Here is a 22,144-nt window from a genome sequence, read left to right as displayed (position 1 = left end):
CGCACCATTCTGGCATCCGATGGAACCTTTTACCGCCGGGTAGCGTTAGAGGGTCGAGGACGAAACACGGGAGGTGGAGTCTGATGGCTGAGCGCACACTGCGCGGTGCCCGACTGGGGGGCCAGTCCTTCGAGGACGAGCGGGGTATCGAGTTCGCTGCCCGGCAGCAGGTCGGCTACAAGTGCCCCCACGGTCACGAGTTCGAGATCACCATGTCGATCGAGGCCGAGGTCCCGGCGGTCTGGGAGTGCCCACGATGCGGCCTCGAGGCCGAGTCGACCGCCGGCATCGAGCGTGAGGTGAAGGCGGAGAAGCCGCAGCGCACCCACTGGGACATGCTGCTGGAGCGTCGGTCCGAGAAGGAGCTCGAGGAGATCCTCACCGAGCGTCTCGAGCTGCTCCGTGGCGGCGAGATCGGCCCGGCGCACCTGCACCGCGCCAACGCCCGGAAGAAGAAGCCGGCGAAGACCTGAGCGACGCGGAGGTCACTCCCCCTCGTCGATGACCTCGCCCCGGACCACGGTCGGTCCGGGGCGAGGTCCATTTCCGGCCATCGGCGGCGTGCGACGCGTCACCTGCCGTCCGGCGTACGCCATCAGCAGGCTCCGGAACAGCGGACGGGTGACCGGCAGGATGAGCAGGATGCCGAGCACGTCGGTGACGAAGCCCGGGCTGAGCAGGAACGCGCCGCCGAGCACGACCAGGACGCCGTCCGCGAGCTCCCGGGCGGGCAGCCGGCCCGTCTCGACGCGCTCGCGCAGCGCGAGCCAGGCCCGACGCCCCTCGCGCTTGATCAGCCAGGCACCGACGATGCTGTCGAGGACGAGGAGCAGGATCGTCCACCAGGGGCCGATGACCTGGCCGACCTGGATGAGGACGACGATCTCGAGGACCGGCATCACCACGAAGGCGAGGAACAGCAGCACCGCGGCGCGGCGCGACCTCCGCCTCATCGTCGGGACGCCATCTGCGCCCAGCGCTCGCGCAGACCCCACCAGGTGATCCGCTTGAGCGACTCCAGCGCGACCTGGCCGCTCATCTTCGACTCGCCACGGACCCGCTCGACGAACTCGATGGGGACCTCGCGCACGGTCAGCCCGGCGTGCAGCGTGCGGGTGACCAGATCGGTCTGGAAGACGTAGCCGGTGGACTCGACCTCGTCGAGCCGGATCTTCTCGAGCGTGGCACGGCGGAACAGCCGGAAGCCGGCGGTCGCGTCGCGCACCTCGATGCCGAGCAGGAGCCGGACGTAGAGGTTGCCGCCCCGCGAGAGCACCTCGCGCTCCCAGGGCCAGTTCACCACCGAGCCACCGGGGACCCAGCGCGAGCCGATCACCAGGTCGGCGTCCAGCAGGCCCGTGAGCAGCCGCTGGAGCTGCTCGGGCTGATGGGAGCCGTCGGCGTCCATCTCGCCGATCACGTCATAGCCCGCGGCGAGTGCCCAGGCGAAGCCGGCGAGATAGGCCGCGCCGAGCCCCTCCTTGGCCGTGCGGTGGAGCACGTGGACCCGGTCGTCGGCGTCGGCGAGCCGATCGGCGACGGCACCGGTGCCGTCGGGAGAACCGTCGTCCACCACGAGGACGTCGACATCGGGCTGGGCGGTGCGGACGCGCTCGACGATCCAGGCGAGGTTGTCGGCCTCGTTGTAGGTCGGGATGACCATCACCGTGCGGCCCAGGGTGGAGAGGTGGTCAGACAACGGGTGCCTCACTCGGGGTCGGGGACGGCGCAGGCTCCACGGAAGGATCGTCCTGCGCAGGGCCATCGAACTCTTGCCGTCGACGGTACGTGAGGGCACCTGACACGAGAGCACCGAGCGTCAGGAGGGTGAACAACCGCGTCGGCCACGGTCCCAGCCGCATCGCCGGCGTGAGAGCCGTGCTGAGGCCGACCTCCTCGACCAGCACACCGGTCGTCCGCGGCTCCAGCGAGGCCACCACGGTGCCGTCGGGTGCGATGACCCCCGTCTGCCCGTTCGTGGACGCGACGGTCAGCCAGCGCCCCGTCTCGACGGCACGCAGCCGGGTGATCGCGAACTGCTGCTCGATCTGGTGGGTGAAGATGAAGCTCGCGTTGCTGGTCTGCACGACGAGCAGCTCGGCTCCGTCGCGGACCTGGGGCGGCATCACGTCGTCGTAGGCGACGTCGAAGCAGATCGCGTCACCGACCCGCACCCCGGCGACCCGCAGCGGCTCGGTGCGGGTGCCGCTCTTCATGTCCCGCGTGATGAGGGCCAGCTTGCCGAACTTGGGGTCCCAGATGTCGCGCATCGGGATGTACTCGCCATAGGGCACCGGGTGGTGCTTGGTGTAGCGGTCCCCTGGCCCACTGACCGGGTCCCACACGATGCCCTGGTTGAGGACGTGCTCGGGTCCGTTGCCGACGATCCCACCGACCACCACCGGCACCTGGACGGCGGCGACGGCCTCACGGATCCCGGCGTTGACGGGACCGGGCCGGAAGGGGTCCACGGCGGTGGAGTTCTCCGGCCACAGCACGAAGTCGGGGCGCGGCGCCCGCCCCGCGGCGACGTCGGCGGCCAGGCGGACCGTCGCGTCGACATGGTTGCGGGTCACGCCCTCGTGGTCCCACAAGATGTCGTTGCCCGGACCCGGGACGTCGCCCTGCACGACCGCCACCGTCGTGGTGCCGGTCTCGGGGACGTCGTACGGCGCGACGGCGGGGGTCACCAGCACGGCCAGGACGCCGACAGCTGCGGCCGCCCAGACCCGGCGCCGCTCGCCTGTCAGCGCCGCCTCGGCGAAGCGGGCCAGGCAGAACCCGGCGAGCGCCAGCAGGAACGAGAGGCCGGTCATGCCGACGTACGCGACCGCCGGCGCGACCGGGGTGTCGATCGCGGCGAAGGCGAGCCGACCCCAGGGCATCCCGCTGAACGGCCAGCCGCTGCGCACCGTCTCCATCGTGGTCCAGGCCGCCGCCAGCCACAGCGGCCAGGCGGGCAGCCGGCGCAGCAGCGGGATGGCGAGGCCGAGGACCCCGTAGAAGAGCGCCTCGATGCTCGACAGCGCCAGCCAGGCGTCGGAGCCGATCGATCCGCGCATCCAGGAGATGTGGCTGAAGTAGAAGACGACGCCGAAGACCAGACCGACCAGCCCGGAGCGGCGTACCGAGAGATCACGGGTGGCCAGCGCGTAGCAGGCGACGCCGAGGGGCAGCAGCCAGGGCAGGGCCACCGGCTCGAACGACGCGGTGAGCAGCGCGCCGCCGACGGCTGCGAGGCCGACAGCTGGAAGAAGACGGCGCTGCACCACGGCGTGAGCCTAGTCGGAGGTGGGTCCGGCCCGGTCACCAGGCACGGAAGGACTCGGGTCGCCTTCGGACCATCCCGGCGTCCGACTGGCTGCCGCCGCCCGCGACGTTGTCTAGGGAGATCCGAGTCCTTCCGGCTCGCCCCCGAGGAGCGAACCGACCTCCGCGAACCGTCCCCGTGCGGAGCTGGTGCTACTCCGCCGACATACGGCCACTCGGACGTCGGTCCGCCGGCCACGACCTGCACGGGCGAACGTCTCCGTACTTTGGTGAGCGTCAACCGTCCTGTCAACCGGCTGCTGACCTGCGGTGATACGCGTTCTCGCAGGTCAGGACGGGGCGCCGGAGCAGCAAGAAAAATGGAAAAAACCGCGCTCCGTCGGCGTGTCGCGTGGCGACGCGCCGAGGGGCGGGCGTCGGTCAGTGTCCGACGGGTCGGTTCTCGTAGTAGGTCGAGAGCACGATCGTGGTGCGTGTCGACACATTGGCCGCCGAGCGGATCCGGCCGAGCAGCAGCTCGAGCTCGGCCGGCGTCTCCGTGCGGACCTTGAGGAGGTACGACTCCTCCCCCGCCACCGACCAGCACGACTCGATCTCCGGGATGCCGATCAGGCGGTCGGGACAGTCGTCGGGCTGGGAGGGATCGATCGGGCGGATCGCGATGAACGCCGTCAGTGGCACGCCGATCTCGGCGTAGTTGACAGTGGCGCCGTAGCCGAGGATGAGGCCGCGCTGCTCCAGGCGCTTGACGCGCTGGTGCACGGCCGAGGTGGACAGTCCCGTCGCGCGCCCGAGGTCCGTGTAGGACATCCGTCCGTCCTTGGCCAGGAGCTCCAGGATCTGTCGGTCGATGGCCTCGACCGCTGGATTGCTGCTCTGACTCACGGCGCCACCCTAATAGGCTGCGCCATGATGACTCAGCGCCTTCTACTCCTCGATACGGCCAGCCTCTACTTCCGGGCCTATTTCGGCTCCCCCGAGATCCTCGCGCCGGACGGCACCAACGTGAACGCGGTCCGCGGTCTGCTCGGTTACATCTCCCAGCTGGTCGACCAGTACCGGCCGACCCACCTCGCGTGCTGCTGGGACGACGACTGGCGTCCCCAGTGGCGCGTCGACCTGATCCCGACCTACAAGGCCCACCGTGTCGTCGAGGAGGTCGTCGGTGCGCCTGACGTCGAGGAGGTGCCCGACCCGCTGGAGCTGCAGGTGCCGGTCATCCGCGATGTGCTCGCCGCGTTCGGCATCGCCGTGGTCGGTGCTCCCGGCTACGAGGCCGACGACGTGATCGGCACCCTCGCCACCGGCGCCGGCATGCCGGTCGACGTGGTCACCGGCGACCGCGACCTGTTCCAGCTCGTCGACGACGCCGCCGGTGTCCGGGTGCTGTACGTCGGTCGCGGCGTCGGGCGCCACGAGCGGGTCGACGAGACCTGGGTCCTCGAGAAGTACGGCGTCCGCGCCGACCAGTACGCCGACTTCGCCACCCTGCGCGGCGACGCCTCCGACGGTCTGCCGGGCGTCAAGGGCGTCGGGGAGAAGACGGCGGCCAGCATGCTGCAGAAGTACGGCGACCTGGCCGGCGTCGTGGCCGCCGTCGAGGACCCGGCCAGCGACCTCGGTCCGGGGCCGCGGGCGAAGATCAGGGAGGCCGCCGGCTACCTCGCGGTCGCCCCGACGGTCGTCGCCGTCGCCCGTGACATCGACCTCCCGCGTGACCACCTGGCCCTGCCCGCCGCTCCTGTCGATCCGGACGGTCTCGCGGCCCTGGCCGAGCGGTGGTCGCTGAGCTCGCCGGTGGAGCGGCTGACCGGGATCCTGGCTGACGGCGCCGCCGTGTAACACCGAATTAATCCCATCTGGTAGCAATCCGCAATCAGCCCTTCCTAGGTTCATCGCCACCGGGGCCCGAGGCCGTGCCCCCTGGCCCAGCACCTGCCGCCGAGACGACAGGTGCGATGACCGAGAGGGGCTATCCCCCGTGTTCGAATCCCGCGCCCGCCACGCAATGGGCATCGTCCTCGCACTCACCGCAGCACTGGGGCTCAGCGCCTGCGGTGGCTCCAAGTCCGGAGAGGAGAGCGCAGCCGAGAGCTGCGTCGACACCTCCGGCGACACCGTCAAGCTCGGGTTCCTCAACTCCACGTCCGGCGCCATGGCGATCAGCGAGCAGACCGTTCGCGACTCCCTGGTCATGGCCGCGGAGGAGATCAACGCCTCCGGCGGCATCCTCGGGAAGAAGATCGAGCCGGTGCTGGAGGACGGCGCCAGCGACCCGGCGATCTTCGCCGAGAAGATCGAGAAGCTGCTGACTGGCGACTGCGTGGCCGCTGCCTTCGGAGGCTGGACCTCGGCGTCGCGCAAGGCGATGCTGCCAGTGGTCGAGGCCGGCAACGGGCTGCTCTTCTATCCGGTCCAGTACGAGGGTCTGGAGGCGTCGAAGAACATCTACTACACCGGGGCGACCACCAACCAGCAGATCATCCCGGCCATGGACTTCCTGCAGTCCCAGGGCGTGAAGACCCTCTTCCTCGCCGGATCGGACTACGTCTTCCCGCGCACCGCGAACAAGATCATCAAGCAGTACGCCGCGGAGCTCGGGATCGAGATCGTCGGCGAGGAGTACGTCCCGCTCGATGACGACGACTGGACCACGCAGGTTGCCAAGATCGTGGCGGCCAAGCCCGACTTCGTCTTCAACACGATCAACGGATCGTCGAACGTCGGCTTCATCAAGGCGTACTACGAGCAGGGACTGACCGCGGAGACCACGCCCATCATCTCGGTGTCGATCGCCGAGGAGGAGGCGCCGGCCATGGGCAAGGACGTGACCGGCCAGTACGCCGCCTGGAACTACTTCCAGTCGGTGCCGAGCCCGGCCAACGAGACCTTCATCGAGGCGTTCCAGGCCAGGTACGGTGCCGATCGGCCGACCTCGGACCCGATGGAGGCGGCGTACGCCTCGTTGTACCTCTACAAGGCGCTGGTCGAGAAGGCGGACTCCTTCGACGTGGGCGAGATCAACGCCGCTGCCGATGGTGTCTCGTTCGATGCGCCCGAGGGCACGGTCACGATCGACGGGGACAACCACCACATCGCCAAGACCGGCCTGATCGGGCAGATCAACGCCGACAACCAGTTCGATGTCGTGTGGTCCTCCGAGGAGCCGATCGAGCCCGATCCGTTCCTCGAGGGCTACGCCTGGTGGGATCCGAGCGCGCAGTGACCTGAGGGGCGCCCTCGTCCGTTCGGCCCGCAACCCCGGGGGTGCCGCGCCCGCGCAGCGCGGCACCCCCGGGCTTCCTCCCAGGAGCTCTTCCATGGACGCCTTCACCACCCCGCTGCTCGCCGGCACGGCGACCGGCGCGCTGCTCCTCATCGCCGCCCTCGGCCTGGCCCTCACCTTCGGCCAGATGGGCGTGATCAACATGGCGCACGGCGAGTTCCTCATGGCCGGCGCCTACACGACGTACCTCACGCAGCAGGTCGTGACGAACACCGACCTGTCGATCATCGTCGCGCTGCCCGCGGCCTTCCTCGTGGCCGGTGCGCTCGGCCTCCTGCTGGAGGTCGCGATCATCCAGTGGATGTACCGGCGCCCGCTGGACACGCTGCTGGTCACCGTCGGCGTCAGCCTCCTGCTCCAGCAGCTCGCCAAGGACGTCTTCGGCGCCCAGGGGGACCCGGTACACACGCCCGGCTGGCTCGACGGCAACATCGACGTCTTCGGCTACCACTGGCCCTACCGCCAGATGTTCACCATTCTGCTCGCCGTCGGCGCACTGGCCGCGCTCGGTGCGCTGTTGAAGCAGACGTCCTACGGACGCCGGATCCGAGCCACCGTCCAGAATCGGGACCTGGCGGAGACGGTGGGCGTCTCGACCCGCGTCGTCGACCGGGTCACCTTCTTCGTCGGCTCCGGCCTCGCCGGGGTGGGCGGGGTCGCGGTCTCCCTGATCTCCGGCACGAATCCGAACCTCGGGACGACGTACATCATCTCGGCGTTCCTCGTGGTGGTCGCCGGGGGCCTCGGACAGCTCCAGGGCACGGTGATCGCGGCCTTCGCGGTCGGCATCGTGACCGCTTTCCTCACCGACTGGTTCAACTCCAGCATGGCGCAGGTCCTCACCTTCGCGCTCGTCGTCATCTTCCTCCAGATCAGGCCGCAGGGCCTGTTCACCGTGCGCACGAGGGGTCTCGCATGAAGAACCTGCTGCAGACCGGGCAGCGGTGGGGCCGGACGTGGGGCCCGCTGCTGGGCATCGTCGTCGTTGCGATCGCGCTGCTGGTGGTGGCACCCGCCGTCCTGAGCCCCTTCCGGCTCAACAACCTCGGCAAGTACGTCTGCTGGGCGATCGCCGGCGTCGGCATCGGGCTCGCATGGGGGCGCGGCGGCATGCTCGTCATGGGCCAGGGAGTCTTCTTCGGCCTCGGCGGCTACGCGATGGCGATGCACCTCAAGCTCGAGGCGGCGATGGCCACGGGCGGCCCGGATGCCGTCCCGGACTTCATGGTCCTCTACGGCGACGGGACGATGCCCGGCTGGTGGGAGCCGTTCCGGAGCGGCACCTTCACCCTGTTCGCGGTCCTGGTCCTTCCTGCTATCGCCGCGACCATCCTCGGCTTCGCCATCTTCAAGAGACGGGTGAAGGGGGCCTACTTCGCGATCCTCACCCAGGCACTCGCGGTCGCCTTCGCCACGCTGCTGGTCGCGACGATCAAGCAGACCGGCGGGTTCAACGGGCTCAACCAATTCACCCAGTTCTTCGGCTACAACCTCTACGACCCGGTGAACAAGAAGATGATCTACTCGATCGCGGCCGTGCTGCTGGTCGTCTGCCTCGTCGTGGTGTGGCAGCTCTATCGCAGCCGGTTCGGCGAGCTCCTGGTCGCGACGAGGGATGCCGAGGAGCGCGTGCGCTTCCTCGGGCACGACCCGGCCAACATCAAGCTCGTCGCGTTCGTCGTCGCTGCCGTGATGGCGAGCATCGGTGGGGCGATGTTCGCCCCCATCACCGGCATCGTCTCGCCGTCGGACGTGGACGCCACCGCCTCGATCTTCCTGATCGCCGGCGTCGCGCTGGGCGGGCGTTCCCTGCTCCTGGGACCGGCTCTCGGCGCTCTCGCGGTCGGTTTCGGCCGCACCTTCCTGTCCGAGTCCTTCCCGGACCAGTGGACCTACTTCCTGGGTCTCCTCTTCATCGTGGTGATCCTCTTCTTCCCCTCCGGCCTGGGCAGCGCCTGGTCGCAGCTCTCCGCCCGCCTTCGTCCCAAGGAGACCGTGCGATGAACGACGACTACCTGGAGATCCGTGGCCTCACCGTCGACTTCGACGGGTTCAAGGCGATCGACGGCGTCGACCTCACGCTGCTGGAGGGACAGCTGCACTTCCTGATCGGGCCGAACGGCGCGGGGAAGACGACGCTGGTCGATGCGGTGACCGGCCTGGTGCCCGCCACCGGACTGGCGAGGTACCGTCACCAGGATCTGCTGCGGACGAAGTCGCACCGCATCGTCCGTGCCGGGATCGGCCGGACCTTCCAGACCGCGACCGTCTTCGAGGGTCTCTCGGTCCTGCAGAACCTCGACATCGCCGGCGGTGTCCACCGGACCGCGTGGAAGATGGCGCTCGCCAGGCGGGGCACGCCGTCCTACGTCGAGGAGGCACTCGAGACGGTCGGGCTCTCCGGCCTGCGGGACAAGCCGGCAGGCGTGCTCGCACACGGGCAGAAGCAGTGGCTCGAGATCGGGATGCTCCTGGTGCAGGACGCCCGGGTGATGCTGCTGGACGAGCCGGTCGCCGGGATGAGCGCCGAGGAGCGCGAGGAGACCGGCGAGCTGCTGGGCCGAATCGGGCGCGAGCGCACCATCGTCGTCATCGAGCACGACATGGACTTCGTCCGCAGCTATGCCGACGTGGTCACGGTGATGCACGCCGGCAAGGTGCTCGCCGAGGGCAGCGTCGCCGAGATCCAGGCGAACGCCAGGGTCCAGGAGGTCTACCTCGGCCGACAGCACAAGACGAGTGGGGCCGAGATGTCGAGTGGGGCCGAGTCGAGCCAGGAGGCGGGTCATGCTTGAGCTGCGCGACGTGACGGCCGGCTACGGCCGGACCCGGGTCCTCGAGAACGTCTCGCTGACCGTCCCCGAGGGCGGTGCGGTGGCGGTGATGGGGCACAACGGAGCGGGGAAGACCACCCTGCTGCGGGTCGCGGTCGGCCTGCTGCCGGTGATGCGCGGACAGGTGCTGATCGACGGCCAGGACGTCACCCGGCTGCGGCCGAACAAGCGGGTCGCCCGAGGCCTCGGCGACGTACCGCAGGGTCAGCTGTCGTTCCCGCAGATGACCACGCTGGAGAATCTCCAGCTGGTCAGTGCCGACAGGTCGGCGATCGACGGTGTGCTCGACACCTTCCCCGCACTGCGCGACCTGCTCGGCCGGCGGGCCGGCCTGCTGTCCGGCGGCCAGCGCCAGCAGCTCGCCATCGCCCGGACCCTGCTCACCGGGCCGCGGCTGCTCATCCTCGACGAGCCGACCGAGGGCATCCAGCCCAACGTGGTGGCCGAGATCGAGAGCGTGATCACGGCGCTGACGGCGCGGGGCGACCTGTCCGTCCTGCTGGTCGAGCAGCATGTGGGCTTCGCGCTGCGCAGCACCGGGTCCTACTACGTGCTCGAGTCGGGACGCGTCACGTCCAGCGGCGAGGGCGGGCCGGGAGCCCTGGACGCGGTCCGCGCAGCGATGGCGGTCTGAGATGCACCTGACCCCCTCCGACACGGAGAAGCTGCTGCTCAGCGTCGCCGGCATGGTGGCCCGCGACCGGCTCGATCGCGGCGTCCTCCTCAACTACCCCGAGGCCGTCGCGCTGCTGTCGTGCTGGGTGATCGAGGAGGCCCGTGCCGGCGCCCAGGTCGCCGAGCTGATGGAGCGCGGGCGTGAGGTGCTGCGCCGCGAGCAGGTCATGTCCGGGGTGGCCGAGATGCTCGTCGACGTCCAGGTCGAGGCCACCTTCCGCGACGGGCGCAAGCTCGTCACCCTCCACCACCCGATCGCCTGAGGAGCGTGCGACACCGATGGGAATCGTGACCGAGGGTCCGGGCGCCACCCGTCCCGGACCGGGAACCGTGGTCCTCAACGGGGACCGCTCCCTCGCCGAGCGAGGCGTGCTCGTCGTGACCAACACCGGCGACCGGCCGGTGCAGGTCGGCTCGCACCTGCACCTGCCCGACGCGAACGCGGCCCTCGCCTTCGACCGGGCCGCCGCGCGCGGCTTCCGGCTGGATGTGCCGTCCGGTACCTCACGACGGTTCGAGCCGGGAGCCTCGCAGGAGGTCGCGATCGTCGCGCTCCGCGGGGCGCGACTCGTCCCGGGGCTCCAGGTCCGGTCCGGGACGGGGGCTCTGGATGGTTGAGATCAGCCGCTCGGCGTACGCCGCCCTCTACGGACCGACGGTCGGCGACCAGGTCCGGCTCGGCGACACCGACCTGTGGATCGAGGTCGAGCAGGACTGGGTCGTCGGCGGCGAGGAGGCCGTCTTCGGCGGCGGGAAGTCCATCCGCGAGTCGATGGCGCAGTCCACCCGGACGTCGGCCGAGGGCGCGCTCGACACGGTCATCACGAACGCTCTCGTGCTCGACCACTGGGGCATCGTGCACGCGGACGTCGGGATCCGCGACGGCCGGATCGCCGCGCTCGGCCGGTCGGGCAATCCCGACGTCGCCGACGGCGTGCACCCCGCCCTGGTGATCGGCCCTGGAACCGACGTGATCTCCGGCGAAGGGAGGATCCTCACGGCCGGTGCGATCGATGTGCACGTCCACCTGCTCTCGCGCTCGCAGCTGGCCGAGGCGCTGGCCACCGGCATCACCACGATCGCCGGCGGCGGCACCGGACCGTCGGAGGGCTCGAAGGCCACCACGGTGACGCCCGGCGCCTGGCATCTCGCGACCGTGCACCGCGCCCTCGACTCCGTGCCGCTCAACGTCCTGCTGTTCGGGAAGGGCAACACGGTCAGCGCCGGCGGCCTCGCCGAGCAGGCGCTCGGCGGCGCCGCGGGCTACAAGGTGCACGAGGACTGGGGCTCGACGCCGGCGGCGATCGACGCGTCCCTGCGCGCGGCCGACGAGTTCGGGCTCCAGGTGGCGCTGCATTCCGACAGCCTCAACGAGGCCGGCTATGTCGAGTCGACCATCGGCGCGATCGCCGGCCGGAGCATCCACGCCTTCCACGCCGAGGGGGCCGGAGGCGGACACGCCCCGGACATCCTCAAGGTCGCCGGCCTCGCGCACGTCATCCCCGGCTCGACCAACCCGACGCTGCCGCACACCGTCAACACCGTCGCGGAGCACCTCGACATGCTGATGGTCTGCCACCACCTCAACCCGCAGGTCCCCGAGGACCTCGCCTTCGCGGAGTCCCGGATCCGGGCCACCACGATCGCGGCCGAGGACCTGCTCCACGACATCGGCGCGCTGTCGATCACCTCGTCGGACGCGCAGGCCATGGGACGCATCGGCGAGGTGATCTGCCGGACCTGGCAGGTCGCCCACGTCATGAAGCAGCGGTACGGCGACCACGGCGACCTCGGCGGCGGGCGTGCGGACAATCTCCGCGCGCGACGCTACGTCGCCAAGTACACGATCAACCCGGCGCTCGCGCACGGGATCGACCACGAGGTCGGCTCGGTCGAGCCGGGCAAGCTCGCCGACCTGGTGCTCTGGGACCCCCGGTTCTTCGGGATCCGGCCCCAGGTGGTGTTGAAGTCCGGAGCCCTCGTGTGGGGGGCGCTCGGGGACCCCAACGCGTCGATCCCGACGCCGCAGCCGGTGCTGATGCGACCGACGTTGGTCGACGACGGCAGCGCGCATGCCGTGAGCTTCGTGTCGCCCGCGGCGCTGGAGGACGGCCTCGCCGACCGGCTCGGCCTACGTCGCCGTCTGGCGGGCGTGCGGCCCACGCGTGGGGTCACCAAGGCCGACATGGTCAACAACACCGCCCTCCCCCGGATCGACATCGACCCGGAGACCTTCGCCATCGACGTCGAGGGCGAGCGGATCGTCCCGGCACCGGCCGAGGAGCTGCCGCTGGCGCAGCTCTACGCGATGTTCTGAGAACCCCGTGGCCGACGCCGACCTGCTCGCGCTGCTGCTGGCCGACGCACGCCTGCCGGTCGCCGGGCACACTCAGTCCGGGACGCTCGAGGGGGCCGTGATGGCCGGACTGGGCGCGACCGACGTGCCGTCGTACCTGCAGGCGCGACTGGTGGGGGTGACCCGGGTGGAGGCGGGCACCGCCGTGGCCGCGCGGCGCGCGGTGCTGGACGACGAGCCGCTCGCCCCCGTCGAGACCGCCTGGGCGGCGCGCACCGTGACGCCCGCGGTCCGCACCGCGTCGCGAACCCAGGCCCGCGCCCTTCGGAGGCTGTGCGGGCGGCTCTGGCCCGACGTGGTCCGGCCGCTGGACCCGCTGTCCTCGCCCGGCCGGGCCGTCGTCCTCGGCGCGGTCGCCGCCGGGCTGGGCCTGGGCGCCGAGGCCCTTGCCCGGGTCGTCGCGTACGACGACGTGCAGACCGTCTGCGCGGCCTCCCTCAAGCTGCTGCCGCTCGACCCGACCGTCGTCACCGGGTGGGTGGTCGACGCGTTGCCCGGCGTCGAGGAGGTCGTCGCCGCGACCGCCGGCGTCAAGAGCCCCAGCGAGATCCCCGCCGTCGCCGCACCCCAGATCGAGGTGTGGGCGCAGGCCCATGCCCGCACCACCAGGAGGCTGTTCCGTGCCTGAGCACCACTACCCCCACGACCACGTCCACCGGCCACTGCGTCTCGGCGTCTGCGGCCCGGTCGGCACCGGCAAGAGCTCGCTGATCGCCCTGCTCTGCCGCGAGCTCTCGACCAGGCTGAGCCTGGCCGTGGTCACCAACGACATCTACACCGACGAGGACGCCCGCTTCCTCCGCTCGGCCGGAGTGCTGGCCGAGGACCGGATCCGCGCGGTGGAGACCGGGGCCTGTCCGCACACCGCGATCCGCGACGACATCAGCGCGAACCTGATGGAGGTCGAGGCGCTCGAGCACGACTACCCCGACCTCGACGTGGTGCTCCTGGAGTCCGGTGGTGACAATCTGACCGCGACCTTCTCTCCCGCGCTGGTCGACGCCCAGGTGTTCGTGCTCGACGTCGCGGGCGGCGGCGACGTCGCCCGCAAGGGCGGGCCGGGGATCGAGCGCGCGGACCTGCTCGTGGTGAACAAGACCGACCTGGCGCCGTACGTCGGCGTGGACGTCGCGCGGATGCGCGCCGACGCCGTCGCGGCGCGCGAGGGCCGGCCGGTTGTCGCCCTGTCCCGTCACGACCGGGAGAGCATCGACGCGCTGCTCGACTGGGTGCTGAGCGTGCGGTCCGCGCACGGGCACGGCGACCTGGTGCCGGTCGACCCCGGGCCGATGGCGCCACACTTCCACGCGGGCGAGCATGCTCACCACCACTGAGCGGCTCGGCCGCACCCGGATCCGGGTCTGCGCCGGGCCGCCCGGCGGTCGCTGCCAGGTCCGGACGGCGGTGACCCGATCCGGCGCGACCTCGTCCGCGCTCCGGGCAGTCGTGGTCGACCATGGACCGACCCGGGCCCGGATCGCGCTGGTGCCCGAGGGCGCGCTGCTGCTGGCGGGCGACGCCGTGGAGATCGACGTGACGGTCGGCGACGGCATCGATGTCGACCTGATCGAGCCCGGCGGGACCGTCGCCTACGACATGCGCGGCGGCAGGGCCCGGTGGGACGTCCGGGTCGACCTCGGCCAGGACGCCGCGCTGCGCTGGGCCGGTCAGCCGTTCGTCGTCGCCGGTGGGGCCGACGTCACCCGGGCCGTCCGGGTGCGCTGCGGTGCCGGCTCTCGGCTTGCCTTGCGGGAGACCCTCGTCCTCGGCAGGTACGGCGAGCAGCCCGGCACGATCCACCAGACCAGCACCGTGCTCGGCGCGACAGGTCGGCCGGTGCTGGTCGAGGACCTGCCCCTCGCCGCCGACACGACCGCGCTGCTCCTCGGCGGCCACCGGGTCCTCACCACCGTGCTCTCGCTCGGGCTGGACGTCGCGGGGACGACCGACGATCTCGATCGCTACGACCTCGACACGCCCGGCGCGGTGCTGTGGCGGCGCCTCGGACACCACGTCCACGACACCGAGCTCGCGACCGCGTGGCAGCAGGTCAGCGGCGCGGACCGGTGAGCAGGCTCAATGGACCCGCGCGATCTGCTGCTCGACCCGGAACGTGATCCCGTCGGCGGCGGCGACGTACACGTCCTGGTCGAGCAGGTTGCCGTCGAGGCGCATCAGCCCGCGGGGGCTGGAGTAGAAGTGCCCGCTGGGCAGCGTGGCGGCGGCATCCACGCTGAGCGAGCCGCAGACCTCGCCCACCCGGGCGAGGAAGGAGATCGCCTCGTAGCAGGACTCCCCCACGGCGTTGAGCGCAGGCGCCCAGCGTCCCCAGCGCGCGTAGTAGTCGCGTGCCAGGACGGAGCTCTCGGCGGTGCGCAGCCCGTCGAAGTACGCCGCCGCGGCGTACAGGCCCTCGTTGGCCGCCGCTCCGCCGGCGAGCAGTGTGTTCTCCTCGACCGCAGGGCTGAGCCGTGGGAGCGCTGCGGTCAGGCCCGACCGGGCGAACTGGCGATTGAAGTGGACCGCGTCCTGGCCCATGAGCAACATGATGACCCCGTCCACGGGCTGCTGCTCGAGATCGGCGATCACCGTCGTGAAGTCGCTCGTGCCGAGCGGCACGTAGGTCTCGCCGACGATCTGCGACGAGGTGTCCTCCAGGGCCAGCCGGGCGGTGCTGCCGGTGACCCGTGGGAAGACGTAGTCGTTGCCCACGACCGCCCAGCGCCCGATCCCCAGTTCGTCGCGCATCCAGCGCGCCGCCGGAAGCAGCTGGTTGACCGGCCGCTCTCCGATCATGAAGACGCCCGGGGTCTCGTCACCTCCTTCATGCATCGCGGCGAAGGCGTAGACCACCCGGCCGCCGACCCGGCGGGTGATCGCCTGACGGACCGCGGAGATGTGCCACCCGGCGACGGCCTGCACGCGGCCGGCATCGACGAGTGCGCACACTTCACCGGCGACGGTCTCCGGGTCCCGTCCGCCGTCGACGACGACCAGCTCGACCTGGCGTCCGGCGATGCCCCGGCCGGAGTTCAGCTGCTCGGCAGCGAGCTCGCCACACGCCAGGCAGGAGGGACCGTAGATGCCGGTCGGGCCTTGCAACGGCACGACGAAGGCGATCGACACGGTGTCGTCGGGGTGCGGAACGAGCACGGGACCTCCGTGCGGCCTTCGGTTGCCGTGACCGGCGACGCTGCAGGCGACGGATCAACCGGGACGTGGGGTGCGGAACCTAGGATAGGGCCGGAGTCGCCGTCCCACAGGAGGTCGCCATGACGCGCACGTCGAGCCTGGCCATCCAGGTACGCCGGGTCGAGGCGGCGCTGCACCGCGAGCTCCGACCGATCCTCGACGAGCACAGCCTGACCATGGAGCACTGGCGGATCCTCGCGGTCGTCGATGACCGGCCCGGGCTGGGCATGAGCGAGGTGGCGGCGGCGGCGGTCGTCGCCGCCACCAGTCTCACCCGGCACGTGGACCGGCTCGTCGAGCGCGGCCTGCTCGTGCGCCGGGTCGATCCGGACGACCGGCGCCGGGCTGTCGTCGCCCTGTCCCCCCACGGCCTGGCGTACGTAGGCAGGTTGCGTCGGGCCGAGCAGGCCGCCCGCCGGCAGCTCGGTGACACGCTGCCCCTGGCCACGTCCTGATCGACTGACCGCCGGCGGACCGGATCAGCCGGCGGCCACGATCCCGCGCCGGAGCAGCTTGACCAGCTGCCGGGCGTTGTCGCGGACCGGGGTGCCGGCGGCAGCGTCCGCGATCTGACCGGCGAAGTCGATCAGCTGCTTCATCTGGCGCACGAAGTCGCCCGCCGTCTGGTCGTTGCGGGTGATCACCTCGTCGAGCTCCTGGCCCTCCGCCCAGCGCCAGGCGGTCCACGCGAACCCGGCGTCGGGCCGGCGGAGGAAGTCGAGCCGGTGTTCGCGCTCGAGGCGCTCCAGGTCCCCCCACAGCCGGGTCATCGCCTCGATCGTGGTGGCGATGGCGCCGCCGGGGACGCTCGGCGGGCCGTCCTCGGGACGACGGGCCTCGTAGACGAGCGCGGACAGCACGGCACCGAGCTGGGACGGCGACAGGTCGTCCCACAGGCCCAGGCGCAGTGACTCGGCGGCGACCAGGTCGAGCTCGGAGTAGATCCGCATCAGGCCGCGGCCGCGCTCGGTCACCTCGTCGCCGTGGAGGTAGTCGAGCGCCTCCAGCACCTCGCAGACCCGGTCGAAGGTCCGGGCGACGGTGTTGGTGCGCCGCTCGATGCGCTGGGCGAGGACGTCGGTGTCCTTCTGCAGCCTGGCGTGGCGCTCGGCCCACCGGGCGTGGTCCTCGCGCTCGACGCAGCCGTGACAGGGGTGCTCGCGGATCTGGGCCCGTAGCGCCTGGATCTCGCTCGCCGTGGCCTCGTCGACCGGGCCCCGCTCCGCCTTCGGCCGGCTGACCGAGAGCGGCAGCGCGCGCACCGCCTCGCGGACCTGCTGGGCGATGTCCTTGCGCTGGTGCGGATTGCGGGCGTCGACCCGCTTGGGGAGCCGGATACGGGCGACCGGCTCGACCGGGGTCGGGAAGTCCATCATCGCCAGGCGGCGCCCCTGACGCTCCGCGGTGATCACCAGCGGCCGGTGGCCGTGCTCGGAGAGGCCGGGGTCGAGGATCACCGCCGGCCCCGCGAACTTCCCGACGGGGACGACGATCACGTCGCCCGGCACGAGCCGTTCCAGCGAGGCCAGGGCCTCGTCGCGACGGTCCTGCCGGCGGGACTTGCTGGACTCCTTCTCCAGCTCCGTGACCTGGCGGCGCAGCGCGGCGTACTCCATGAAGTCGCCGAGGTGGCACCGGGCGGCCTCGGCGTAGCCCTCGAGCGCGTCCTCGGCCTTGCGCTGCTGCCGGGCGAGCCCGACGACCGCCCGGTCGGCCTGGAACTGCGCGAAGGACTGCTCGAGCAGCTCACGGGCCTGGTGGCGGCCGTAGGAGTGCACCAGGTTGACCGCCATGTTGTACGACGGCCGGAAGCTGCTCCGCAGCGGGTAGGTGCGCGTGGAGGCGAGACCGGCGAGCTCGCGAGGGTTCATCCCCGGCTGCCAGAGCACGACGGCGTGGCCCTCGATGTCGAGGCCGCGGCGCCCGGCGCGACCGGTGAGCTGGGTGTACTCCCCCGGGGTGATGTCGGCGTGGGTCTCGCCGTTCCACTTGCTCAGCTTCTCCAGCACCACCGTGCGGGCGGGCATGTTGATGCCGAGGGCGAGGGTCTCGGTCGCGAAGACGATCTTGATCAGGCCGCGCAGGTAGAGCTTCTCGACGCACTCCTTGAACGCCGGCAGCATGCCGGCGTGGTGGGCGGCGACGCCACGGGAGGCGGCGTCGAGGAAGTCGTGGTAGCGGAGCACGTGGAGGTCGGCCGGCGGCAGGCCCCCGAGGGCCCGCTCGACGTACGCGATGACCTCGTCGCGCTCGTCGGGGGTGGTCAGCCGCAGGTTCGCGTCGAGGCACTGCTGGACGGCGGCGTCGCAGCCGGCGCGGCTGAAGATGAAGTCGATGGCGGGCAGCAGGTGGTCGCGCTGCAGCCGCTCGACCACGTCGAGACGTCCCGGGATCCAGATCCGGCGGCCGGTGCCGACGTTGCGGCTGCCCGGACCACCGGGACGGGTGCCCTTGGCGGTGCGGTGACCCTTGAGCCGGGTGGAGGCCCAGTCGTCACGGGCCAGCTTCATCAGCTCGTCGTTGACCGGCGCCCCCTCGCGGACGAAGCCGGCGGCCGCGTCGACGTCGGAGGAGGCGAACAGGTCGAGCAGCCGGCGGCCCGCCATCACGTGCTGGAACAGCGGCACCGGTCGCCGCTCGGCGACGATCGTGCGGGTCGCCCCGCGCACCGTCTCGAGCCACTCGCCGAACTCCTCGGCGTTGGAGACGGTCGCCGACAGCGAGATCACCGACACCGACTCCGGCAGGTGGATGATGACCTCCTCCCACACCGCGCCGCGGGCGCGGTCGGCGAGGTAGTGCACCTCGTCCATCACCACGAACCCGAGACCGACGAGTGTCCGCGAGCGCGCGTAGAGCATGTTGCGCAGCACCTCGGTCGTCATCACGACGACCGGTGCCTCGCCGTTGATGGTCGTGTCGCCGGTCAGCAACCCGACCCGGTCGGCGCCGTACCGCTCGACGAGGTCATGGTACTTCTGGTTCGACAGCGCCTTGATCGGCGTCGTGTAGAAGCACTTGCGGCCGGTCTCCAGCGCGAGGTGGACCGCGAACTCTCCGACCACCGTCTTGCCGGCGCCCGTCGGCGCCGCGACGAGCACGCCGTGGCCGTCCTCGACCGCCTTGCAGCCCTCGACCTGGAACCCGTCGAGCTCGAAGGAGAAGCCCGCCGCGAAGTCACGGAAGACCGGATGCTCCCTGTCCTTGCGGTACGACGCGTAGCGCTCCGCGGGACTCTGCTGCTCCGCGCCGTCCCCGCCGGTGCTCATGCCATCACCCGCACGGCGCCCGGGACCACCTCGACGGTCAGCGGCAGCGGACCGAACCGCTCGCCGTCGGCGTACCCGACGATGCCGGGGCTCGCCACCGTCACCCGCTGGACGCGGTGGCGCTCGTACTGCGGATGGCTCACGTGTCTCCCGTCGAAGAGCTTGGGGAAGGTCCGGACGAGCTCCACCCTGCTCAGCGGCTTGATGAGGACGACGTCGAGGAGGCCGTCGTCGAGCTGCGCGCCGTGGGTGATCCGCAGCCCGCCGCCGAAGGAGGGCCCGTTGCCGACCGCGACCAGCATCGCGTCCAGGCGCCGTTCGACGCCGTCGAGCTCCAGGACGTACGGCAACGGCTCGAAGACGCGCAGCTCGGCGAGCGTGGCCAGGTTGTAGCGCATCTGGCCCCGGGGCCAGCGCATCCGGTTGGCCCGCTCGTTGACGATCGCGTCGAAGCCGGCGGCGAGGACACCGCCGAAGTAGCGGTCACCGATCCGGGCCAGGTCGATCCTGCGGGGTGAGGCCTGCAGGATCCGGGTCGCGGCCGCGGCTCCGTGACCCAGCGGCAGGTCGAAGTAGCGGGCGAAGTCGTTGCCGGTGCCAGCGGGCAGGATCCCGACGGGCACGTCGGTGCCGGCGGCCGCCTGCAGGCCGATGTTGACCATGCCGTCGCCGCCGCACAGGACCAGCACGTCGGGCTCCTCGGCGACCGCCAGCCGAGCCAGGTCGAGCGTCTCGCCGGCGTCGCGACCCGTCAGGGCGGTCGTCCGCCACCCGGCACCGTGGAAGCGGGGCAGCGCCTCGTCACGCATCCGGGCACCGCGCCCCTTCCCCGAGGTGGGGTTGGTGAGGACGATCGCGCGGGGCATCAGATCGGGCTTGCCTCGTCGGGTGACAGGCCGGCGTTGATCGCCTTCCGGTCGCGCCGCCGGTCGTTGAAGCGCGCGATCACCTCGGAGATCAAGAACAGCACCACCATCGGGACGGCCATGAAGCTCATCGTGAACGGGTCGCCCGAGGGCGTGATGATCGCGGCGAAGATGAAGGTCCCGACGATCATCCAGGGCCGGTGGGCGCCCAGCGTCTTGCCCCTGAGCACGCCCGCCATGTTGAGCAGCACCACGAAGACCGGGATCTCGAACGCGATGCCGAAGCCGAGCAGGGTGCGGCTGAAGAAGGTGAGGTAGTCGTTGAACTCCACCAGGTTGGTCAGCTCGTCGGGGTTGAGCCCGATCAGGATCTCCAGGCCCTTGGGCAGGGTCACGTATCCCAGGACGATGCCGACCACGAAGAGCGGTCCGGCGATGACCGCGAAGATCCCGGTCCAGTGCTTCTCGCTCGCGTGCAGGCCCGGGAGGATGAACGCCCAGATCTGGTAGAGCCAGACCGGGCTGGAGCCCACCAGGGCCGCCAGGCCGCACAGCTTGAGGTAGAGGAGGAAGCCACCGGCGGGCCCGGAGGTGGTCGCCTCGCTCGACCCCTCCGGCAGCGTGGCCTGGGCGTCGAGGTAGGGCTCGAGCACGAGCTGGAACAGCTGGTCGAAGAAGAACAGCGAGATCGCGAACGCCAGCACGACCGCGAAGCCCGCCTTGAGGATGCGCGCGCGCAACTCCCGAAGGTGGTCGGACAGGGCCATCCGGCCGTCGTCACCGACGGCGTGGACGGGCTTTCCGATGAAGAGCTTGAAGAGACCCGTGAACGCCAAGGGTCAGGCGTTGTTCTCGCGGCGCTCGTCGACGATCTCGCCCTCGGCCACGTCATCGAGGTGGGAGCCGTCGGCAGGGGGGAGCTCCCCCGTCGACTTCGGCGTCGAGGAGGACTTCTTGTCGTCGTCGCGCAGCCCCTTGGTCTCCGCCTTGAAGATCCGCAGCGCCTGACCCGTGCCACGAGCGAGGTCGGGGAGCTTGGCTGCCCCGAAGACCAGGATCACGATGGCCAGGATGATGAGCCACTCGGCTCCCTGGGGCATTCCGATCAGGGGAATCATCGACGGGACCAACTCTCGATCGTCAGGTTCGGCGGACAGGGTCCATGCTACGCCCCCGTCACCGGTAGAGGCTGAGTGTCTCCTGTGCGCGGGCGGTGAACGTTTCGGTCAGCTCCGCGGGCCGGACCACCGTGGCGTGCGGCGCGAGGCGCAGCAGCAGCCGGGTCAGCCACCGACGGTCGACCACGACGAGGTCGACCTCCGCCGAGCCGTCGTCCCGGGCGCGCACGTCGCGCACCGGGTAGTAGTCGGTCGCCCAGCGCGCGGGAGGGTCGAGGCGCAGAGTGACGATCGTGGCGTCGGGAGCCGCGTCGTCGGTGAACAGGCCGTCGCTGAGGTCCCGCGGCGGCCGCACCGGCGTCGTCGGGGCGGTGGGGAGGAGCTCGGCCTTGGTGATCCGGTCCAACCGGAACAGCCGGTCGCCGCCCGCCCGGTGACAGTGCGCGTCGAGGTAGGAGAAGACCCCGTGCGTCACCACGCCGTAGGGGTCGACGACCCGCTCGGACTCCTCGTCGCGCGACGGCACGAAATAGAGCAGCCGCAGCTGGCGCCCGGAGGCGACCGCCTCGTCGACCAGAGCTGTCAGCTGGGCGACCACGACCTGTTGGGCATCCCGCGGCGACGGGGTGATCTCGACGCGCGGGGCACCGGCGGCCGCCTCGAGCTTGGCGAGCACCCGGTCGACGAGCTCGGGGGTGGCACCGGCCGATTCCGTGTCGCGCAGCATCCGGAGCGCGACGATCATCGCCGAGGCCTCCGTCGCGCTCAGTCGCAGTGGCCGGGCGAGATAGTCGGCGTTCTCGATCCGGATCACGCCCTCCGTGACCGGGCTCCCCGCCTCGGTGACGATCGCATCGAGATCGACGTCGATCAGGTCGTCCGGCAGCCCGCCCGGCAGGCCGCACATGAAGAGCACCCGGAGGTCCTGGACGACCTGCTTCGGCGTCGTACCGAGGAGCTGGGCCGCCTCCTCCAGCCGGACGCCGTCGCGGTGGTGCAGGAACGGCACGAGAGTGAGCAGGCGGGCGACCTGGTCGCGGGCCCCCGGGGTCGGTGTGCGGCTCACGGGACCGCTCCCCAGCGTTGGGGGGGGGGGGGGGGGGGGCCGGGCGCGCGGGGGGGGGGGGGGGGGGGTGGCGGGTGCGGGCGGGGGGGGGGCGGGGGTCGGGGGCGGGGGGGCGGGTGGGGCGGGGGGGGGGGGGGGGGGGGGGGGGGGGGGGGGGGGGGGGGGGGGGGGGGGGGGGGGGCGCGGGGGGGGGGCGGGGGGGGGGGGGGGGG

At 71.3% G+C, this 22,144-nt stretch carries 24 protein-coding genes; 14 read left to right on the top strand and 10 right to left on the bottom strand.

Features of this window, described 5'->3' with window-relative positions; all coding sequences use genetic code 11:
- Positions 1-83 precede the first annotated feature (83 nt).
- Positions 84-473 (top strand): RNA polymerase-binding protein RbpA, encoded by a 390-nt coding sequence (locus KVF89_RS00135; RefSeq protein WP_257422467.1) that lies wholly within the window; start codon positions 84-86, stop codon positions 471-473.
- Between the two features lie 12 nt (positions 474-485).
- Here KVF89_RS00135 and KVF89_RS00130 read toward each other — a convergent pair whose 3' ends face one another.
- The 4 genes from KVF89_RS00130 to KVF89_RS00115 form a co-directional block, all read right to left on the bottom strand.
- Positions 486-953, bottom strand: coding sequence for an FxsA family protein (locus tag KVF89_RS00130; RefSeq protein WP_257422466.1), 468 nt, complete (start codon positions 951-953; stop codon positions 486-488).
- Complete coding sequence (locus tag KVF89_RS00125; protein ID WP_257422551.1) at positions 950-1,663, bottom strand: polyprenol monophosphomannose synthase; 714 nt, start codon at positions 1,661-1,663, stop codon at positions 950-952. The genes KVF89_RS00130 and KVF89_RS00125 overlap by 4 nt, the downstream gene beginning before the upstream one ends.
- A 28-nt stretch (positions 1,664-1,691) precedes the next feature.
- Positions 1,692-3,272 (bottom strand): apolipoprotein N-acyltransferase, encoded by a 1,581-nt coding sequence (lnt, locus tag KVF89_RS00120; protein ID WP_257422465.1) that lies wholly within the window; start codon positions 3,270-3,272, stop codon positions 1,692-1,694.
- Between the two features lie 418 nt (positions 3,273-3,690).
- Positions 3,691-4,155, bottom strand: a complete 465-nt coding sequence (locus KVF89_RS00115; protein ID WP_257422464.1) for an Lrp/AsnC family transcriptional regulator — start codon at positions 4,153-4,155, stop codon at positions 3,691-3,693.
- Between the two features lie 24 nt (positions 4,156-4,179).
- On the opposite strand from KVF89_RS00115, the gene KVF89_RS00110 reads away from it, so the two are divergent.
- The 12 genes from KVF89_RS00110 (at position 4,180) to KVF89_RS00055 (ending at position 14,491) form a co-directional block, all read left to right on the top strand.
- Positions 4,180-5,112 (top strand): 5'-3' exonuclease, encoded by a 933-nt coding sequence (locus KVF89_RS00110; protein WP_257422463.1) that lies wholly within the window; start codon positions 4,180-4,182, stop codon positions 5,110-5,112.
- A 139-nt stretch (positions 5,113-5,251) separates the two neighbouring features.
- A complete protein-coding gene (gene urtA, locus KVF89_RS00105) occupies positions 5,252-6,496 on the top strand; it encodes an urea ABC transporter substrate-binding protein (RefSeq protein ID WP_257422462.1) in 1,245 nt (414 codons plus the stop codon).
- Positions 6,497-6,590: 94 nt separating this feature from the next.
- Complete coding sequence (gene urtB, locus KVF89_RS00100) at positions 6,591-7,475, top strand: urea ABC transporter permease subunit UrtB (RefSeq protein WP_257422461.1); 885 nt, start codon at positions 6,591-6,593, stop codon at positions 7,473-7,475.
- On the top strand, positions 7,472-8,560 hold the full coding sequence (urtC, locus tag KVF89_RS00095; RefSeq protein WP_257422460.1) for an urea ABC transporter permease subunit UrtC: 1,089 nt from the start codon (positions 7,472-7,474) through the stop codon (positions 8,558-8,560). Before urtB ends, urtC begins: the two co-directional genes overlap by 4 nt.
- Positions 8,557-9,351 carry an urea ABC transporter ATP-binding protein UrtD gene (gene urtD / locus KVF89_RS00090; RefSeq protein WP_257422459.1) on the top strand — a complete coding sequence of 265 codons (795 nt, stop codon included), beginning with the start codon at positions 8,557-8,559 and terminating at the stop codon, positions 9,349-9,351. The genes urtC and urtD overlap by 4 nt, the downstream gene beginning before the upstream one ends.
- A complete protein-coding gene (locus KVF89_RS00085) occupies positions 9,344-10,024 on the top strand; it encodes an ATP-binding cassette domain-containing protein (protein ID WP_257422458.1) in 681 nt (226 codons plus the stop codon). Before urtD ends, KVF89_RS00085 begins: the two co-directional genes overlap by 8 nt.
- Before the next feature lies 1 nt (position 10,025).
- The gene (locus KVF89_RS00080; RefSeq protein ID WP_257422457.1) at positions 10,026-10,328 is read left to right on the top strand and encodes an urease subunit gamma; all 303 of its coding nucleotides are present in this window, start codon (positions 10,026-10,028) and stop codon (positions 10,326-10,328) included.
- A 16-nt stretch (positions 10,329-10,344) separates the two neighbouring features.
- Positions 10,345-10,683: an urease subunit beta gene (gene ureB, locus KVF89_RS00075; RefSeq protein ID WP_257422456.1), complete on the top strand. Its 339-nt coding sequence runs from the start codon at positions 10,345-10,347 to the stop codon at positions 10,681-10,683.
- Entirely contained in the window at positions 10,676-12,382 is a 1,707-nt protein-coding gene (locus tag KVF89_RS00070; protein WP_257422455.1) for an urease subunit alpha, read from the top strand. Before ureB ends, KVF89_RS00070 begins: the two co-directional genes overlap by 8 nt.
- A 7-nt stretch (positions 12,383-12,389) precedes the next feature.
- Positions 12,390-13,049 carry an urease accessory protein UreF gene (locus KVF89_RS00065; protein WP_257422454.1) on the top strand — a complete coding sequence of 220 codons (660 nt, stop codon included), beginning with the start codon at positions 12,390-12,392 and terminating at the stop codon, positions 13,047-13,049.
- The gene (gene ureG, locus KVF89_RS00060; RefSeq protein WP_257422453.1) at positions 13,042-13,755 is read left to right on the top strand and encodes an urease accessory protein UreG; all 714 of its coding nucleotides are present in this window, start codon (positions 13,042-13,044) and stop codon (positions 13,753-13,755) included. Before KVF89_RS00065 ends, ureG begins: the two co-directional genes overlap by 8 nt.
- Entirely contained in the window at positions 13,739-14,491 is a 753-nt protein-coding gene (locus KVF89_RS00055) for an urease accessory protein UreD (protein ID WP_257422452.1), read from the top strand. The genes ureG and KVF89_RS00055 overlap by 17 nt, the downstream gene beginning before the upstream one ends.
- A 6-nt stretch (positions 14,492-14,497) precedes the next feature.
- Here KVF89_RS00055 and KVF89_RS00050 read toward each other — a convergent pair whose 3' ends face one another.
- A complete protein-coding gene (locus tag KVF89_RS00050; RefSeq protein ID WP_257422451.1) occupies positions 14,498-15,574 on the bottom strand; it encodes a substrate-binding domain-containing protein in 1,077 nt (358 codons plus the stop codon).
- Between the two features lie 119 nt (positions 15,575-15,693).
- Here KVF89_RS00050 and KVF89_RS00045 point away from each other — a divergent pair, with 119 nt between their 5' ends.
- Complete coding sequence (locus tag KVF89_RS00045) at positions 15,694-16,068, top strand: MarR family winged helix-turn-helix transcriptional regulator (RefSeq protein ID WP_257422450.1); 375 nt, start codon at positions 15,694-15,696, stop codon at positions 16,066-16,068.
- A 24-nt stretch (positions 16,069-16,092) separates the two neighbouring features.
- On the opposite strand, the gene KVF89_RS00040 is transcribed toward KVF89_RS00045, so the two are convergent.
- Genes KVF89_RS00040 through KVF89_RS00020 form a run of 5 tightly spaced genes read right to left on the bottom strand, consistent with a single transcriptional unit; the run spans position 16,093 to position 21,932 of the window.
- Positions 16,093-18,882 carry a DEAD/DEAH box helicase gene (locus KVF89_RS00040; RefSeq protein WP_257422449.1) on the bottom strand — a complete coding sequence of 930 codons (2,790 nt, stop codon included), beginning with the start codon at positions 18,880-18,882 and terminating at the stop codon, positions 16,093-16,095.
- Entirely contained in the window at positions 18,879-19,748 is an 870-nt protein-coding gene (locus KVF89_RS00035) for a diacylglycerol kinase (RefSeq protein ID WP_257422448.1), read from the bottom strand. The genes KVF89_RS00040 and KVF89_RS00035 overlap by 4 nt, the downstream gene beginning before the upstream one ends.
- Entirely contained in the window at positions 19,748-20,584 is an 837-nt protein-coding gene (gene tatC, locus KVF89_RS00030) for a twin-arginine translocase subunit TatC (protein ID WP_257422447.1), read from the bottom strand. The genes KVF89_RS00035 and tatC overlap by 1 nt, the downstream gene beginning before the upstream one ends.
- A gap of 3 nt (positions 20,585-20,587) precedes the next feature.
- Positions 20,588-20,866: a twin-arginine translocase TatA/TatE family subunit gene (tatA, locus tag KVF89_RS00025; RefSeq protein WP_257422446.1), complete on the bottom strand. Its 279-nt coding sequence runs from the start codon at positions 20,864-20,866 to the stop codon at positions 20,588-20,590.
- A gap of 58 nt (positions 20,867-20,924) precedes the next feature.
- The gene (locus KVF89_RS00020; RefSeq protein ID WP_257422445.1) at positions 20,925-21,932 is read right to left on the bottom strand and encodes a helix-turn-helix transcriptional regulator; all 1,008 of its coding nucleotides are present in this window, start codon (positions 21,930-21,932) and stop codon (positions 20,925-20,927) included.
- Positions 21,933-22,144: the final 212 nt, after the last annotated feature.

This window comes from Nocardioides carbamazepini (assembly GCF_024614185.1).
Taxonomy (GTDB): Bacteria; Actinomycetota; Actinomycetes; order Propionibacteriales; family Nocardioidaceae; genus Nocardioides; species Nocardioides carbamazepini.
Note: the sequence above shows the minus strand (reverse complement) of the source record. Positions and strands in the feature narration are given on the sequence as shown.

What these genes read in the sequence shown, in the direction of transcription:
- KVF89_RS00135 (WP_257422467.1), top strand. Translation starts at nt 84, where the DNA reads ATGGCTGAGCGCACACTGCGCGGTGCCCGACTGGGGGGCCAGTCCTTC.
- KVF89_RS00130 (WP_257422466.1), bottom strand. Translation starts at nt 953, where the DNA reads ATGAGGCGGAGGTCGCGCCGCGCCGCGGTGCTGCTGTTCCTCGCCTTC.
- KVF89_RS00125 (WP_257422551.1), bottom strand. Translation starts at nt 1,663, where the DNA reads ATGGTCATCCCGACCTACAACGAGGCCGACAACCTCGCCTGGATCGTC.
- KVF89_RS00110 (WP_257422463.1), top strand. Translation starts at nt 4,180, where the DNA reads ATGATGACTCAGCGCCTTCTACTCCTCGATACGGCCAGCCTCTACTTC.
- urtB (WP_257422461.1), top strand. Translation starts at nt 6,591, where the DNA reads ATGGACGCCTTCACCACCCCGCTGCTCGCCGGCACGGCGACCGGCGCG.
- urtC (WP_257422460.1), top strand. Translation starts at nt 7,472, where the DNA reads ATGAAGAACCTGCTGCAGACCGGGCAGCGGTGGGGCCGGACGTGGGGC.
- urtD (WP_257422459.1), top strand. Translation starts at nt 8,557, where the DNA reads ATGAACGACGACTACCTGGAGATCCGTGGCCTCACCGTCGACTTCGAC.
- KVF89_RS00085 (WP_257422458.1), top strand. Translation starts at nt 9,344, where the DNA reads ATGCTTGAGCTGCGCGACGTGACGGCCGGCTACGGCCGGACCCGGGTC.
- KVF89_RS00080 (WP_257422457.1), top strand. Translation starts at nt 10,026, where the DNA reads ATGCACCTGACCCCCTCCGACACGGAGAAGCTGCTGCTCAGCGTCGCC.
- ureB (WP_257422456.1), top strand. Translation starts at nt 10,345, where the DNA reads ATGGGAATCGTGACCGAGGGTCCGGGCGCCACCCGTCCCGGACCGGGA.
- KVF89_RS00070 (WP_257422455.1), top strand. Translation starts at nt 10,676, where the DNA reads ATGGTTGAGATCAGCCGCTCGGCGTACGCCGCCCTCTACGGACCGACG.
- KVF89_RS00055 (WP_257422452.1), top strand. Translation starts at nt 13,739, where the DNA reads ATGCTCACCACCACTGAGCGGCTCGGCCGCACCCGGATCCGGGTCTGC.
- KVF89_RS00045 (WP_257422450.1), top strand. Translation starts at nt 15,694, where the DNA reads ATGACGCGCACGTCGAGCCTGGCCATCCAGGTACGCCGGGTCGAGGCG.
- KVF89_RS00040 (WP_257422449.1), bottom strand. Translation starts at nt 18,882, where the DNA reads ATGAGCACCGGCGGGGACGGCGCGGAGCAGCAGAGTCCCGCGGAGCGC.
- KVF89_RS00035 (WP_257422448.1), bottom strand. Translation starts at nt 19,748, where the DNA reads ATGCCCCGCGCGATCGTCCTCACCAACCCCACCTCGGGGAAGGGGCGC.
- tatA (WP_257422446.1), bottom strand. Translation starts at nt 20,866, where the DNA reads ATGATTCCCCTGATCGGAATGCCCCAGGGAGCCGAGTGGCTCATCATC.